Annotated in this window: 9 protein-coding genes; 3 read left to right on the top strand and 6 right to left on the bottom strand. The window is 53.1% G+C overall.

Annotated elements, in window-relative coordinates; all coding sequences use genetic code 11:
* Positions 1 to 236 precede the first annotated feature (236 nt).
* From AS151_RS09870 to mnmG, 5 genes are all read right to left on the bottom strand, one after another.
* Positions 237 to 1,427, bottom strand: a complete 1,191-nt coding sequence (locus tag AS151_RS09870; protein WP_071516878.1) for a TRC40/GET3/ArsA family transport-energizing ATPase — start codon at positions 1,425 to 1,427, stop codon at positions 237 to 239.
* Positions 1,428 to 1,490: 63 nt separating this feature from the next.
* Positions 1,491 to 1,874, bottom strand: coding sequence for a DUF2358 domain-containing protein (locus AS151_RS09865; RefSeq protein WP_071516877.1), 384 nt, complete (start codon positions 1,872 to 1,874; stop codon positions 1,491 to 1,493).
* A 29-nt stretch (positions 1,875 to 1,903) separates the two neighbouring features.
* Complete coding sequence (locus tag AS151_RS09860; RefSeq protein WP_071516876.1) at positions 1,904 to 2,494, bottom strand: TIGR04376 family protein; 591 nt, start codon at positions 2,492 to 2,494, stop codon at positions 1,904 to 1,906.
* A 66-nt stretch (positions 2,495 to 2,560) separates the two neighbouring features.
* The gene (locus AS151_RS09855; RefSeq protein WP_139240598.1) at positions 2,561 to 3,751 is read right to left on the bottom strand and encodes a hypothetical protein; all 1,191 of its coding nucleotides are present in this window, start codon (positions 3,749 to 3,751) and stop codon (positions 2,561 to 2,563) included.
* 329 nt (positions 3,752 to 4,080) lie between these two features.
* Positions 4,081 to 6,000 (bottom strand): tRNA uridine-5-carboxymethylaminomethyl(34) synthesis enzyme MnmG, encoded by a 1,920-nt coding sequence (gene mnmG / locus AS151_RS09850; protein WP_071516874.1) that lies wholly within the window; start codon positions 5,998 to 6,000, stop codon positions 4,081 to 4,083.
* Positions 6,001 to 6,278: 278 nt separating this feature from the next.
* Here mnmG and AS151_RS09845 point away from each other — a divergent pair, with 278 nt between their 5' ends.
* A complete protein-coding gene (locus AS151_RS09845) occupies positions 6,279 to 8,033 on the top strand; it encodes an NYN domain-containing protein (protein WP_071516873.1) in 1,755 nt (584 codons plus the stop codon).
* 74 nt (positions 8,034 to 8,107) lie between these two features.
* Here the strand turns inward: AS151_RS09845 and AS151_RS09840 are convergent, their stop codons facing one another.
* A complete protein-coding gene (locus AS151_RS09840; protein ID WP_071516915.1) occupies positions 8,108 to 8,623 on the bottom strand; it encodes a transcriptional repressor in 516 nt (171 codons plus the stop codon).
* A gap of 233 nt (positions 8,624 to 8,856) precedes the next feature.
* Here AS151_RS09840 and AS151_RS09835 point away from each other — a divergent pair, with 233 nt between their 5' ends.
* Together AS151_RS09835 and AS151_RS09830 are read left to right on the top strand one after the other, a co-directional pair.
* Positions 8,857 to 11,514 carry an S-layer family protein gene (locus AS151_RS09835; RefSeq protein WP_211517566.1) on the top strand — a complete coding sequence of 886 codons (2,658 nt, stop codon included), beginning with the start codon at positions 8,857 to 8,859 and terminating at the stop codon, positions 11,512 to 11,514.
* 8 nt (positions 11,515 to 11,522) lie between these two features.
* Positions 11,523 to 14,162 (top strand): CHAT domain-containing protein, encoded by a 2,640-nt coding sequence (locus tag AS151_RS09830; RefSeq protein WP_071516871.1) that lies wholly within the window; start codon positions 11,523 to 11,525, stop codon positions 14,160 to 14,162.
* Positions 14,163 to 14,621 lie beyond the last annotated feature (459 nt).

Raw genomic sequence — 14,621 nt, 5'->3', positions numbered from 1 at the left:
CTTTAGCAACATTTTGACACTCTTACGAATAGAATTGGTGAGATTCTTGCTTCGTTAGGTGTGCCTAGATCAATTCGCGCTTGATGCTAGACCATCCCCGGCGATAGGGACCCTCAGGGAGGGGGTTTCCGTCCTGCAGTGGACGTACTTTTAAAGGAATTGGCCGCACATTTTGGTTTGACAGCGGCTCAGGGCGCACGGGTCGCTTTTTAGGTGGGAGAAACTGCGATCGCGCTCTATGCAGCGCCCACATTGGCAGCAAAGCGGATCGTCAAATTATCTCCGTCCATTTTCGCCCCAACCGGTTCCAAGGTCGCCAAAGCCTGGGGTAGGACCATATTGCGCCGGTGGTTGCCAATGCGAATGTTTAATTCGTCGCCGTTTTTGTTGAGCTGGATTTTGTCCTTGGGAATTCCCGGCAAATACAGTTGCAGTTTGTACTCTTCCCCCTCTTGAATCACCTGGAATGTGGTTTCTTTGTAGTAAATCTGGGTGGGGTCTTCCTCACCGTAGAGAATCTCTTTGAGTTTTCTCAGGGTATCCAAACCGCACATTTCCTGGGAGTACAGGGGAACCTCTTTCACCGGCAAGGGTTGGAAGTTTTCGTGAATTTCCTGTTTGTGTTGTTGCTGGTGTTCTTTCCAGGGTTTGAAAAACGGATCGGTTACTTCGTCGGGAATAATCCGATTGGCAATTACCAAATCCGTCGCCACGTTGTACAAACTCAGGTAAGCATGGGCGCGTAAGGATTCTTTGATTACCATGCGTTCGGGATTGGTTACCAACCGTACTGAAGTAATGGTATTGTCGGTGAGAATTTTGCCCAACGCCTCAATTTGCTGGTAAAACTCGTAAGGCGCATCCATGACTTCTTCGTCGGGGAGGGAGAAACCGGCAATGGGTTTGAATAGGGGTTCTACCAACGGTCTGAGGGAGGCGGAAACTTTTTGCAGGGGTTTGTAAAAACGCCGCATGTACCATCCCCCCACTTCTGGCAAGCTGAGCAGTCTCAGAGCGGTGCCAGTGGGAGCAGAATCGACAATCAGTACGTCAAAGTTGCTATCTTGATGGTGCCGGAAGACCCGCACCAAACCAAAAATTTCGTCCATGCCGGGGAGAATGGCCAGTTCTTCTGCTTGTACGCTTTCCAAACCTCTCGCCTGCAAGACTTCGGTGATGTAGCGTTTGACAGAGCCCCAGTTATCTTCTAGCTCTAGCAAAACATCTAGTTCCGCGCCCCAGAGATTTTCGCACACCTGCTTGGGCTCGTGTTCTAGCTCCATGTCGAAGCTGTCGGCGAGGGAATGGGCAGGATCGGTACTGAGAACCAGGGTTTTATAGCCCAATTCCGCACAACGCAAGCCGGTGGCGGCTGCCATGGAGGTTTTGCCGACGCCGCCTTTTCCTGTCATCAGCAGCAAACGCATAATGGTTCTCCCAATTTTTTACAATTTTTTACTTTTCTCCAATGTAGCGCGTTTGTTTCTTTTTTAACTAAAAAGCGATAGATGCTGGCGCAAAACCGCCCACCGCGAACAGTGCCAATAATCGATATGGGAGATAATGCGATCGCGGTCGTTGAGGGTAAGTTCGCTCCAACCGGGAATGCGGACCCTAGGTTGCCATGGCAGGGGAGCGGTCCAATTTAACGTCCAGCGGGTGGTAATCACATGGCGATCGCGGCGAATCTCGTGCAACTCCATGCGCACATCGCGAAACCAAGTGGCAATAAAAGTAATGTTATCGCGAAAGCGATCGACACCGCGGAATCGATTGAGGGGATCGGCAAAATACACATCCGCCTCGTAAATGCTGTAGGTTTGGTCCGCCGGGAAACGCTGGTAATCCCGTTTGAGAATTTCGACAATATCCATGAACCTGCTACTTCCTCGTTTCCACAAGATTATTTGTTGACATTGCGCTTAATTTCTTCCAGTTCCTGTTCGGTTTCCCAGCGTTGGAACTGTTGTTCTAACGGATCGTCAAAGTTGGATCGATCGCCTCGACTGGTTGGTTCGTAATCACTAAACCAAGCTTTATTATCCCAACTTTCCTGATTTTCTTTAGACTTTGCTTCAGCTGCTGCTGCCTTCGCCTTAGCCGAAACTTCTTTACGCCGGTTTTGTAGTTGGTAATATAGCTCTTTGGCTTTCTCAATGCGCTGGTTGATGCCCTGCATCTGTCCCCAAAGCTGGTTCCCCTTGCGCAAAAGGGTGGCTTCCCGTTCCCGGGCAGCTTGGGCCAAATCCTGGCGTCCCGAAGCTTCCGCCCGTTCCATGCGTTGGTGCCAGCGTTGGATATCTTGCGCCGTGGAAAGAATCTCGTTTTGTTTTTGTTTCTCTTGCTTTTGTAGATCTAATATTAGTTTTAACGTGTCATCTTCTTGCTCTCGTAACTGCTCTTCTAAAGCTTGTAGCTCCAGATGGGGATGTTTGCGCAGAAATTCATCCAGTCGTTCTTCTAAGAATTTGCTAACGTCTTCAAATAAGCCCACGGTGGATACTCCTCGGCTGCGGTTTTCTATTTTATTGTAACAACCGGTCGGGACCGTCGCCGATGGCTAGAACTTCTGTCCGACAAAAATCGAGCGTACTTCGCCGTTGCGACGAATAATGGCTTCCCCGTCTTTCACTTCCACCAAGGTCCAACCGCTGGAACCAATGGTTTGACCGATGCGGATGCGCCTGGCGACACCGTTGATTTCAAATAAGCCCGCCGAGCGATCGCCCAATTCCATAATCCCCACCAAAACGTGGTTGCCCTCGCTGCTGTCGAGGGGTTGCGGCGAAGTGGCTGTGGTTGGTGTTGGCGATGGACTGGGGCTGGGCGCTGGTGTGGATGTGGTTGGCGACGTTTGTTGGGTTGGTGGCGTTGCTGGCGTCGTGGTTTGGGGGGCCGGTTGGCTAGCCACTGGTGTGGGAGATGGGGGAATCGCAGGCGTGGGGGTCGGCGGTGGCGCTACGGGTTGGCTGGGCTGCTGGGCCATCGGAGGCATGGACCCCTGCATGGGCATGGGATACAGACCCCCTGGCGGCATGGAAGCTTGCAGGTGGGAACGTTCGATAGCGCTAGCTAGGCGGTTGAGGGCACTGGCCAGTTCTGGATTGTTGGTTACCTGGGCCATGGTTTGCGGGTCCACCGCTGGCTGCTGCGCCACTTGAGGCTGTGGCGAGCGTTGCTGTTGTTGGTTGCGTTCGATCGCTGCTAGAGAGCGGCGCAGGTATTCTTGAAATTCTTCTTTCTCCGCCACTGATGGGGGCACCCCAGGGGCCGATCCAGTGGCATTTTCCTGGGTAGGTTCCGGTGCCGGGGTGGGGGCAATGCCAAAAAATTGCCGTACCTGCTGGCGGGTTCCCAGCCACAGTCCTACAATCAAAACCAACGCTGTACCGGCAGAAGCCAGTAAAATCCGGTCAAATAACTGCCAAGCGTGGCTGCTGCGATCGCTGCTGGTGTCTTCGGTTGTGGTAGCGGGTGGCGGGGCTTCCCATTGCGGGGAAAGCACGATGGAGGGAACGCGCACTGATTTCAGCTGCATGGGGGCTGGTTGGGCGGGTTCCGCTGGCAAACGATTGCTGCCAGAAGCCACCCGTTCCACATCGGCAAACACATCGTCCATCAGGCGGTCGGCATAAGCTTCCACTTGCAAAGGATTCTCTGCCGGGGCCTCATGCTGTGTTTCGCCGTTTGTAGATGGAGATTGCTCCATGCGATGGGAATCGGAAAATGGGGAATTGCTTGTTTGTGCCATAGCTGTTTGCTGTTTAAAGACCTCAACCGCCGCCAACCAAATTTTGTAGAAATTCAATATGGCGATGCCTACCCTATAGTTTACTGCATGAATCGGGAGCTTTAAAAAGTCAGGGCTTTCAAGCTCCTGATTCACGCGCTCAAAACTCAGAAGGTAAGGAACTACGGGAGAAATCCCCATAAATCCTACCTTTGTCATTGGACCCGTTCCCAGGGGCCTTAGAGCGGGAAACTGTTAAGTCCGGTTTTGCAGGAGAGATGTCCGGGAGTGACCCCGGCATCGACTGCTGATGAAATTATCCCACGACGATCGTTTTTCGGCTGGTTTCCCTAGGAAGAAGAGGCGGCGGCTGTTTTTTGCCGGTTTTTGGTTTCTAGATAAATCAAAAGCGCGTTGATATCGGCGGGATTGACGCCACCAATGCGGGAAGCCTGACCGATGGTGAGCGGGCGAACCTGCTCTAGTTTTTCCCTGGCTTGATAGGAAATGGTTTCGATGGCATGATAATCCAAATCCGGGGGGAGCTTGCGCCGTTGGTTTTTTGCCAGGCGGTCAATTTGCTGTTGCTGGCGGGCGAGATAGCCGGAATATTTGATGTCGATTTCTGCCCCTTCGGTTTCCACCAGGTTTAATTTGGGATTGTCCAAACCGTACTGTTGCAGGCGATCGTAGTGAAATCCAGGGCGACGCAGCAAATCGGCTAGGGTGAGCGACCCTTTGATTTTTTGTTGGGTATCAGCCGCGATCGCTTGGCCTACCGGATCGCTTTCTTTAATGCGGGTATTGTACAGGCGTTCTTTTTCCGCTTCGATGCGCGCTTGTTTTGCTTGAAACAGCTGCCAGCGGCGATCGTCGATCAGACCGATTTCGCGACCCAAAGGCGTCAACCGGCGGTCGGCATTGTCGCCGCGCAACACCAAACGGTATTCCGAACGGCTGGTGTACATCCGATAGGGTTCGTGGAGTTCTTTGGTACACAAATCGTCAATGAGCGTACCGATGTAGCTTTGTTCCCTGGGGAACACCAGCATTTCTTCACCGCGAACCATTCTGGCGGCGTTGATGCCAGCTACCAAACCTTGGGCGGCGGCTTCTTCGTAGCCGGTGGTGCCGTTAATTTGCCCGGCGCAAAACAGCCCGGACAGTTTTTTGGTCATGAGGGTGGGATAGCATTGGGTGGCTGGTAGGTAGTCGTATTCCACCGCATAAGCCGGGCGCAGCATGGTGCAGTTTTCCAGACCGGGAACGGTTTGCAAAGCTTGCAGTTGGGCATTTTCGGGCAGACCGGTGGAAAAGCCTTGGATGTAAAGCTCTGGCGTCTCCCGTCCTTCCGGTTCGATGAAGATTTGGTGGCTGTTTTTCTGGGCAAAGCGTACGATTTTGTCTTCGATGCTGGGACAGTTGCGCGGACCTTTGGCATCGACCCAACCGCCGTAAATGGGGGTCAGATGCAAGCGATCGCGAATGAATTGGTGGGTTTCGGGGGTGGTATGGGTTAAATAGCAGTTGGTTTGTTCCCTCTCCACGTGAACTTCCGGGTCAAAGCTGAACCAGCGTACCTGTTCGTCTGGTGGCTGGACTTGCATTTTGCTGTAATCTACGGAACGCTTGTCGATGCGCGCTGGGGTTCCGGTTTTTAGGCGACCCACTTGGAAGTCGAGGCGGTTGAGGGTTTCGGTGAGACCGATGGCAGGAAATTCTCCGGCGCGACCCGCTGGCATGGATCGATCCCCCACCCAAATGCGACCGCCTAGGAAGGTACCGGTGGTGAGGATAACGGCTTGGCAGCCAAAGGCCACGCCAAAGTAGGTTTGTATGCCAATGACTTCGTCGTTTTTCCCCAAAACTAGATCGGTGACCATGCCTTCGCGCAGCATAAGATTTTCCTGGTTTTCCAGAATATGCCGCATGAGTTGGCTGTATTCCCGCTTGTCGGTTTGGGCGCGCAAAGCCCAGACGGCGGGACCGCGGGATTGGTTGAGCATGCGTTTTTGTAGGTAGGTGCGATCGCCCATTTTGCCAATTTCGCCGCCCAGGGCATCCACTTCGTGGACTAGTTGGGTTTTGGCGGGGGCACCCACAGCGGGATTGCAGGGCTGCCAGGCGATTTTGTCCAGGTTGAGGGTGAGCATCAACGTCCGACAACCCAAACGCGCGGCGGCTAGGGCGGCTTCGCAACCGGAGTGTCCGCCGCCGACCACGACGACATCAAACGCATCTTGAAATTGGACAGGGGAAGTAACGGTCATGATTGAGCGTGGAGAACAGGTACAGTCTTTTTGATTGAGGGGGTTTATGGGGTATTTTCCAATTATAGTAGCGATTTTTCTGGCTTTGGTGGGAAATTGGTGGTCCCCGCCATGGCGATCGCTTCTAGGAAGGGGAAATTGTGGCAGCTACTGTCGCGGCGAAACGGTTACAATCGATCGTAGTAGCGGACGCTCCAGATGCGCAATTGTTTAATTTTGAATGCTAGTAGGGGCGCAGTTCTCTTGCGTCAAGGTGCTGCGTGGAAAGGAAATTCAGCATGACTTCGGAAGCGATGCCGACCTCTGAGTATCAAACCCTTCTCGTACAACTGTTACAAACTACTTCCGATTCTCGCGGCGATCGTCAAGTTTTGTACGCTTTTGTCCAAGCCAACCAAGACCAGCTCAACCTTGAATTTGCCCAACACTTACGCAGTTGGGCGCAACGGCAGTTTCACCGCAGTTCCAACGACCGTGCTAAGGCGATCGCCAAGTTGTTGGGGGAATTTAGCGATTTTATGCAGCAGTTCCCCGGCGATGACGAAATTTCTACCCTACAAATTGCGATCGCTGGCTACGAAATGGCGTTGCAAGTGCTGACCAAGGAAGAGTTTCCCCAATCGTGGCATCGGTTGCAATCGGCACTCATGTCCGCAAACAAGCAACTGAAAAAGCGCCAAGACCAAGAACGCCGCGAACAGCAGCTCCTGCAAAACGTAGAACAGCTTTCCCAACAGGTACGCCACCTGCAGCAAACCCTCGATACCGATGCTGCCGCATCTGGCCACGCCCACCAACCCGCCAAAAATTACAACGCCGCTATTTTCTACGATATTGAAAACCTCACCCGGGGATACAAATTCAGCGAAAAACTCATTGCTGACTTGTCTTTGCGAGAAATTGTCAGTATGGTCAAAGACACGGGCAAGGTGGGGCGTATTGCCATTCAAAGAGCCTATGCCAACTGGTCCGATAGCCGCTTGCGGGGGATGCGCCGGGAAATTGTGGAGTTGGGCATCGATCCCATCCAACTGTTTGGGTTCGGTCACGGTCCCCACAAAAATGCGGCGGACATCCAACTGGCTATTGATGTGATGGAAGTGGTACATACCCGCCCTAGTGTAGAAGTATTTATTATCGTCTCCGGGGATGGAGCTTTTGCTTCCCTGGCGAAAAAGCTCCACGAATACGGCAAAATTGTCATTGGCTGTGCCTACGAAGCCCAAACCAATCGGGTATTGGAATCGGTTGGTGATGCTTTTGTGCGTTTGCGCGATCCAGAGGACAAACTGGCGAACGATGGCCATGAGTGGGAAAACAACCACCACCACAAAGCAGACGTACCGGAAATCGACCTAATTGCTACCACTAAGCAAGTGCTTCCCCAACTTAAACAAGACATACGCATGATTCGTGGCGGTATCGTTCTGCCGCAAGTGCGTAATTTCCTGGTAGAAAACATCGAAAATTTTGAAGATATTTACGCTCAATACGCGGAATCCGTGAACGACAAGCGGTTCACTTCTTTCTTAAAACTGATTTGTAACGATACGGAATTTGATGTAGATAAAAACCATCCCGCCAAGCTGATTTTGCGTAGCGGTGCCAATGGCGTACCGGAAAACGTCCATTGCGAAGAAAGGTACCGGCAAATTTTGCTCAGCGGGTACAAAAAGTTTAAGTTGGAAGACCCCCAAGAGATTGCCATGGTTGCCGATGCCCTGGCCAACCATCCCATCGAAGGGGAAGCCATTGAAGAGGCGGCAGAGAAAATCGAAGCCAATTTGGACTATCAAATTCCCCGCGAGAAAGTGCTCAACTGTTTGTTGGCTTTTCTGTCGGCGGAATGTTTGGAAATTGTCGATCGCGCTGGACCTCCCTGGAAGTGGATGGGAACTTTGAAGCCGGAGTTTCAATCGGCGGCGCAAATTTTGCAAGCTCTGCGCAATAGCGTTCGCAACTGCTTGCGGGAGGTGTTGATGGAAATTGACGAAGAAATTGAAGAAAGTGTCATCCAGCAAATTCTGCCTTAGCCCATCCCGGGGAATTGTTGCAAACCATTAGCGATCGCTGTGGGGGGCTTGACGAAAACAACTGAAAACAAATTTCAACTATCCGGCAGCGGTTGCGACCGATTGCACCGTTTTGGGCAAGTCCAATTCTCCGGCAAACTGGGCCATCCCGCTTCTACCGCCTCCTCGCAAACCGCGTGGATGGTCATCTGACAGTCCAACAATTGATATTGGGAGGCTTCGGCTTGCTTGTACCCCGTTTGCAACACCGAGTCATTCTTGAATTCTAGGGTGCGGTGGCACAAAACACAAACCAGGTGGTGGTGGTGTTCGGGATGGGGGCGGTTGAGTTCGTAATGTTTGTGCCCTTCCGCGAGTTCCAGTTCCCGCAAAATTCCCAACCGCGCCATCAAACTGACGTTGCGATAGACGGTGGAGAGGCTCACGGGTTCGTGGCGATCGCATAGAATTTGGTATAGTTCTTCGGCGCTGAGATGCTTTCCTTGGGGAAGGGTTTGAAAAATATGCAGGATCTTTTCCCGTTGCGGCGTCATGCGACATCCACGTTGGTGAAGTTCTGATTTCAGCGATGCAGCGGTATAAAGTGCCATATGGTTCCGTCGCGATTCGATTGTGGTTGAAAATAAAAAGCAAGTTTCGTGGTTGTACTGTACCATTTGATGGGAAAAATTTGCAATAGCTTGCCGGGATTTTTCTCTCTTTTTCCATCGGTCGCTGTTGGGAAAAATTTCCCCATCCATGAGAAAATTGTCCTACCATAATGGAAGCGATACCACTGCCATACTTGCCGCGTATTCTTCACTTGGTTCTAAACCTGCCGCCCATGCGCCCCATCCAACAGTTTTTCGCTACCTGTACCCTAGCTGTCGCGATCGCACCTTTTGGCTGCCCACCTGTTGTTGCCCGGGAACCATTCCCCCATACATCTGCCGACAAAAACGTACAAATCATTACTCAAATTGTCCCCGATCGCACCCTGCCGCAAAACTCTCAAGTCACGCGAGCCCAAAATCACTTAGAAATATCAGGAGGAACCACAGTCGGTGCCAATCTTTTCCACAGCTTTCAGGAATTTTCCCTGCCAGCGGAAACCATCGCCACCTTCCAAAACGCGAATACCATCAAAAATATCATTACACGGGTAACCGGCGATCGCATCTCCGTCCTCGAAGGAACCCTACAGGCTAACGGCAGCGCCAACCTCATTTTCATCAATCCCAACGGCATTACCATCGGCAGCAACGCCCAGCTCGACATCGGCGGTTCTTTCTTAGGGACCACCGCCCGCAGCTTAGAATTTGCTGACGGAACGCAATTCCATGCCACCAATCCAGCCAGTCCCCCCTTACTCACCATATCCACCCCCATAGGCTTGCAAGTCGGCAGCAACGCCGGCGACATTCGCGTATTCGGTCCTGGCAACAACCTATTTTTCGACAATTCCCTAGCCACCGTCCGAGAAGAACGACCCACCGGATTTGCCGTCTCCCCCCAAGCCACCCTCGCCCTCATCGGCGGCAATATCGTGCTTTCCGGGGGCAACCTCACCGCCAGTGGGGGCGAAATCGAACTCGCCAGCCTCGGTAGCGGGCGCATGCGCTGGGTGGAAACACGGAGGGGTTGGGAATTTCAACCCCAAAACATCGCCACTTGGAATCGGATTTTGCTGGAAAAAACCGCCTCCCTCGAAGCCAGCGGCAACGGCGGTGGTTTCGTGCGCCTGCAGGGATCGCACATTTTGCTGCGAGATGGGTCTTCCATTCTCGCCGATACTCTGGGAAACGGTAGCGGTCGGGGAGTGTATTTGCAGGCACAGGAAGCAGTGGAAGTAGTGGGAGAAAGTCCGGAAGGCTTTGCCAGCAGCGTATTTGCCGCCGTTGCCCCGGAAGCCACCGGCAGCGGCGGTCGCTTGCAAGTGGAAACCCAACGCTTCGTGGTTGCGGATTTGGCCATCATTGGCACCGATACCTTGGGCGCGGGGGATGCGGGAACGCTGCAGGTACAGGCGCAAACCGTAGAAACCAGCGGCCGGTCTTTTTGGTCTGGTTCCAGCTTTCGCGGCGCTACCGGTGATGGCGGCAACATTGTCATCGCCACCGACACCCTCACCATCAGCGGCGGTACGCAAATCTTGGCTTTTACCCAAGGCAGGGGCAAGGCGGGGGCTATTGACATTCGAGCCAGCGATACCATCGAGGTCCGCGGGGCGGATGGCAGCTTTGAAAGTACCATTGCCGCCAGCGTAGAAGCGAGTGCTACCGGTCGTGGGGGCAACGTCAACCTAGAAACCAACCGATTGGTCCTGGCTAACGGGGGTCGTCTCTCCACAGCCACCAGCAGCGAAAGTACCCAGGGCAGGGGAGGCAATATTACCGTGCGCGCCACTTCCGAAATTTACCTCAACGGCACCAGCAGCGAAGGGATTCCGGCAGCTATTACCACCAGTACTGTGGGGACGGGCGATGGCGGTCAAGTGAGGTTAGAAACGCCGAGTTTGGTGTTGCAAAATGGCGCTCAAGTGAGTTCGGCCGCTTTTGAAAGCGGTGACGGCGGTGATGTGAGGGTGCGTGTCGGCGATCGCTTGTTGGTATCCGGGGCAGTTCCCGCGCGCGAGATTCCCGAAGCCGATTTGGACTTTTTCCGAGACGAGAGCCAAACCCAATTTCCCAGCGGTTTGTCCACTTCCTCCGAAGGCAGCGGTCACGCCGGTCAGCTACGAGTGAGCGCGGGGAACATCGAACTGCGATCGCATGGGGAAATTACTGTCAGCAGTACCGGCAGCGGCAATGCCGGATCCATGGGGATTGAAACTGGGGAGATGCGTCTCGATAGCGGCGGACACCTGCGCGCCGACAGTGCGGCCGGATTGGGCAATATCAACTTGCAAACCGACAATTTGCTGCTGCGGGGAAACAGCCAAATTTCCACCAACGCCACCGGTACCGAACCAGGGGGGAACATTGCCATTGCCACCAGGACCCTAGCCAGTTTGGAAAATAGCGATATTACGGCTAATGCGATCGCCGGCGATGGTGGTAGCATTCAAATTACCACCTCAGGGATGCTCCTATCTCCCGACAGTCAGATAACCGCCAGTTCTCAATTTGGCGTTGATGGTCAGGTAGCCGTGAACTCGCCGGAAGTGAACCCAGAAGCAGGGCTGTTACAGGTGGACAACGATTTGAACCAACCCAAGCAAATTGTGGCCACCCCCTGCCAGCGGATTGAGGGAAACGAATTTGTGATGACCGGATATGGCGGATTGCCCCCTGCACCGCAAGAAAGCCTCAACCAATTTTCTACTTGGATGGATTGGCGCAGCCACCAGCGATCGCCGGCTTTTGGTGCCACAGCGACCGTTCGCCATGGCATTCAAGAAGCCAGCGGCTGGAGACGCCACCAAGACGGCACGGTAGAATTGGTAGCGTCCGGAGAACAAAAGACAAATTGGTATTTTTCTATTGGTTGTGACGAACGGTGACGGTGGTTATGAAGGTTTCGGCTGGGGTGAAAAAAGTAGGTAAATGGCTGTTGTTGTTGGTTGTGGGATGGGCGATCGCTTTGGGCGTACAAGTGGTTTCCGAAGCGGCGATGCCCCAACCCTCCCAAACCCAAGGCAGCCCACCGATGGTTTCGGTGGCATCGGGACAAAGATTGTACCAAAACGGACGCATTGAGGCGGCATTGCAAATATGGCAGCAGGTAGCAGCGCGGTTGGATTCATCCGAGAAAGACCAACAGGCTCAAGTGCAGGGATATTTGGCACTAGCCTATCACAAACTGGGGCAGTGGGAACCAGCAGAAGATGCCCTATTGCAAGCGTTGGCAATCGCCCAAAAACCTCCGGTCAACCAGCAGATCTTAGCCAAAATTTACAATATTGCCGGCGAAATCAACTACAACCGCGGCGACTACCAGGGGGCCTTGGATCGTTGGGAAGCAGCGGCAAAAACCTACACCCTCGCCGAAGACCGGGTGGGAGAAATTGGGGCGCAAATCAACCAAGGGAAAGCTCTACAAGCTTTGGGCATGTACCGCCGCGCCCAGGAAATTCTGGAAAAAGTGCGATCGCCCATCGAAAATTTATCCGATCGGGAACTGCAAGTGGCGGCGTGGCTGAATTTGGGGAATACCCTGCGGCTGACGGGCAATCTGGAACCATCGAAAGAAGTGCTGGCAAAAGCACGTACTGTTGCTTATCAAAATAACATGAACGCCCAAACGCAAGCTGCCTGGCTGGGATTGGGCAACACCATGCGCGCAGAACTTACGCGGCAACTCTCCCGGTCTTCCTCGTCGGTGAATAACAATTTCCCCCAACTGGAAAACCGCCAAGTGCAGCAAGTGTTGATAGCTTACCAACAGGCAGTGGAAAGCTGTTCGCCCCAAAAACAATCTCGGGATTGTCCTTTGTGGTTGCAAGCACAGCTCAATCGCCTGGAAGTGTTGCTGCTGCTGGAACGAACTTCCTCAGCGGTGGCGTTGCTGCCTACCATTCAAGAACACGTCGCGGCGCTGCCCATAGCTTCTACAGGGGTATATGCCCGCATTCAGCTGGCGGAATATATCAATCGCCTGCGCGCTATGGATAGCCAATTGCAGGATTTGCCCAACATGCGGGAAACTGCGGAAATCCTAGCGGTAGCGGTGCAACAGGCACGGCAGTTGGGGGATAGGCGCGCTCAATCCTATGCTTTGGGTCGCTTAGCCCATCTCTACGAGGAAAAACAGCAGTATTCCGAGGCGAGGTTACTGACTGAGGAGGCACTGGCTTTGGCGTCGCAAGTCGTTGGTGAGGATATTGCCTATCAATGGGAATGGCAGCTGGGGCGCATTTGGCAGCAGTTAGAAAAGACCGAGCGCGCGATCGCGGCGTATCGAGAAGCGGTGCGTACCCTCAACGACCTGCGCGGCGAACTGGTGGCTACCAACCAAGATGTGCAATTTTCCTTCCGCGATCGCGTGGAACCGGTGTACCGGCAGTTGGTGGATTTGTTGCTGCGCCCGGAAAACCATCCCACCCAAGCGGAGCTGCGGGAAGCTTTGGATACCATTGAGTCACTGCAACTGGCGGAGTTGGATAATTTTTTCCGGGAAGCCTGTTTGGAGGTGCGCCCCCAAAAAATTGACAGCGTAGACCCCGAGGCGGCGGTGATTTATCCCATTATCCTTCCCCAACGGTTGGAGGTGGTGGTTTCCATTCCCGGGCAACCCCTGCAACACTTTGCTACTCCCATTGCTGCCGCCGAGGCCGAACAGACTATCAATCGCATGCGCCAGTCGCTGCGCCCCAATTCTTTCCGTTCCGACCGCGAACCGGTAGCCCGCGAAATTTACGATTGGTTGGTGCGACCGGTGGAGGCAGATTTGCAGCAAAATCAGGTGCAGACGTTGGTGTTTGTGTTGGATGGGGCGTTGCGCAACATTCCCATGGCGGCTTTGTACGACGGACAACAGTATTTGTTGGAGAAATATGCGATCGCTCTGACGCCGGGGTTGCAGCTATTGGTGGCGGATGCCCAAACTCAGGTAGACGCGCGCGCGATCGCGGCAGGGATTAGCGAATCTACTCAGGGATTTTCTCCTTTGCCGGCGGTGGAACGGGAAATCTCAGAAATTTCCCAACAGGTATCGGCACGTACGCTGCTCAACCGCGGATTTACCAAGGCGTCTTTGCAGAAAAGTATCCAGGAAAATCCCTCTCCCATCGTGCATTTGGCTACCCACGGGCAGTTTAGTTCCGAACCGGAACAGACGTTTATTCTAACGTGGGAGGAAAAAATTCAAGCGAAGGAGTTGGAAGCTTTGCTGCGATCGCGCTTTCAACCGGATACGCCTCCCATCGACCTGTTGGTGTTGAGTGCCTGCGAAACCGCTGCCGGGGATAAATACGCTGCTTTGGGATTGGCAGGATTGGCTGTGCGTTCCGGTGCCCGCAGTACCGCAGCTACCCTCTGGTCGGTTCAGGATGATTCCACCGCTCGTTTAATGAATAAGTTTTACCAGGAATTGTCTCAAAATCAGATCGCCAAAGCCGAAGCCCTACGCCGCGCCCAATTATTTTTGATGGAGGAAATTAGCCATCCCTTTTACTGGGCACCTTTTGTGTTGGTAGGCAACTGGCTGTAGCCTGTTGTGGTTTCTACACGCACTGGGAGAGGTGAAATTTTATCCAAAAATGGATTGACATTTAAGGCAGGGTATGGTATCAAAACGAATTAGATACTTGGTGTGCCAAGTTATTTTAAAAACCATTAAATTGCTCCTGTCGTTTCCAAAAATCGATCGATTAAAAAAAAGGGAAGCCACCTCAGGGAAAAAAGTCTCATCCCATGCCCTCTGATGGTATCAAAACCAGTAGGGAAGGGACGATTGTAGGCATTTTTATCGAGCTGGCCGGAACGGGAAACGCGATCGCCTACCAAAAAATGCTCCCACGGAATACAATCGCAGCCAAAATTGCAGGAATTCCTAAAAAAACCTAATCTCACCGGGAGCATCTTTACTGATTTTTAACAAAAATCAGGGGACAATTACGGTTTTGTCACAAACAGGGGCTTTTTTATTTGGGCACCAGCTTTTATAATA

This window comes from Geitlerinema sp. PCC 9228 (genome assembly GCF_001870905.1).
In the GTDB taxonomy this organism is placed as follows: Bacteria; Cyanobacteriota; Cyanobacteriia; order Cyanobacteriales; family PCC-9228; genus PCC-9228.
This window is presented reverse-complemented; position numbering and strand designations above follow the sequence as displayed.

Excerpts from the sequence above, each read along its gene's own strand:
- AS151_RS09870 (WP_071516878.1), bottom strand. The coding sequence starts at position 1,427 with ATGCGTTTGCTGCTGATGACAGGAAAAGGCGGCGTCGGCAAAACCTCC.
- AS151_RS09865 (WP_071516877.1), bottom strand. The coding sequence starts at position 1,874 with ATGGATATTGTCGAAATTCTCAAACGGGATTACCAGCGTTTCCCGGCG.
- AS151_RS09855 (WP_139240598.1), bottom strand. The coding sequence starts at position 3,751 with ATGGCACAAACAAGCAATTCCCCATTTTCCGATTCCCATCGCATGGAG.
- mnmG (WP_071516874.1), bottom strand. The coding sequence starts at position 6,000 with ATGACCGTTACTTCCCCTGTCCAATTTCAAGATGCGTTTGATGTCGTC.
- AS151_RS09845 (WP_071516873.1), top strand. The coding sequence starts at position 6,279 with ATGACTTCGGAAGCGATGCCGACCTCTGAGTATCAAACCCTTCTCGTA.
- AS151_RS09840 (WP_071516915.1), bottom strand. The coding sequence starts at position 8,623 with ATGGCACTTTATACCGCTGCATCGCTGAAATCAGAACTTCACCAACGT.
- AS151_RS09835 (WP_211517566.1), top strand. The coding sequence starts at position 8,857 with ATGCGCCCCATCCAACAGTTTTTCGCTACCTGTACCCTAGCTGTCGCG.
- AS151_RS09830 (WP_071516871.1), top strand. The coding sequence starts at position 11,523 with ATGAAGGTTTCGGCTGGGGTGAAAAAAGTAGGTAAATGGCTGTTGTTG.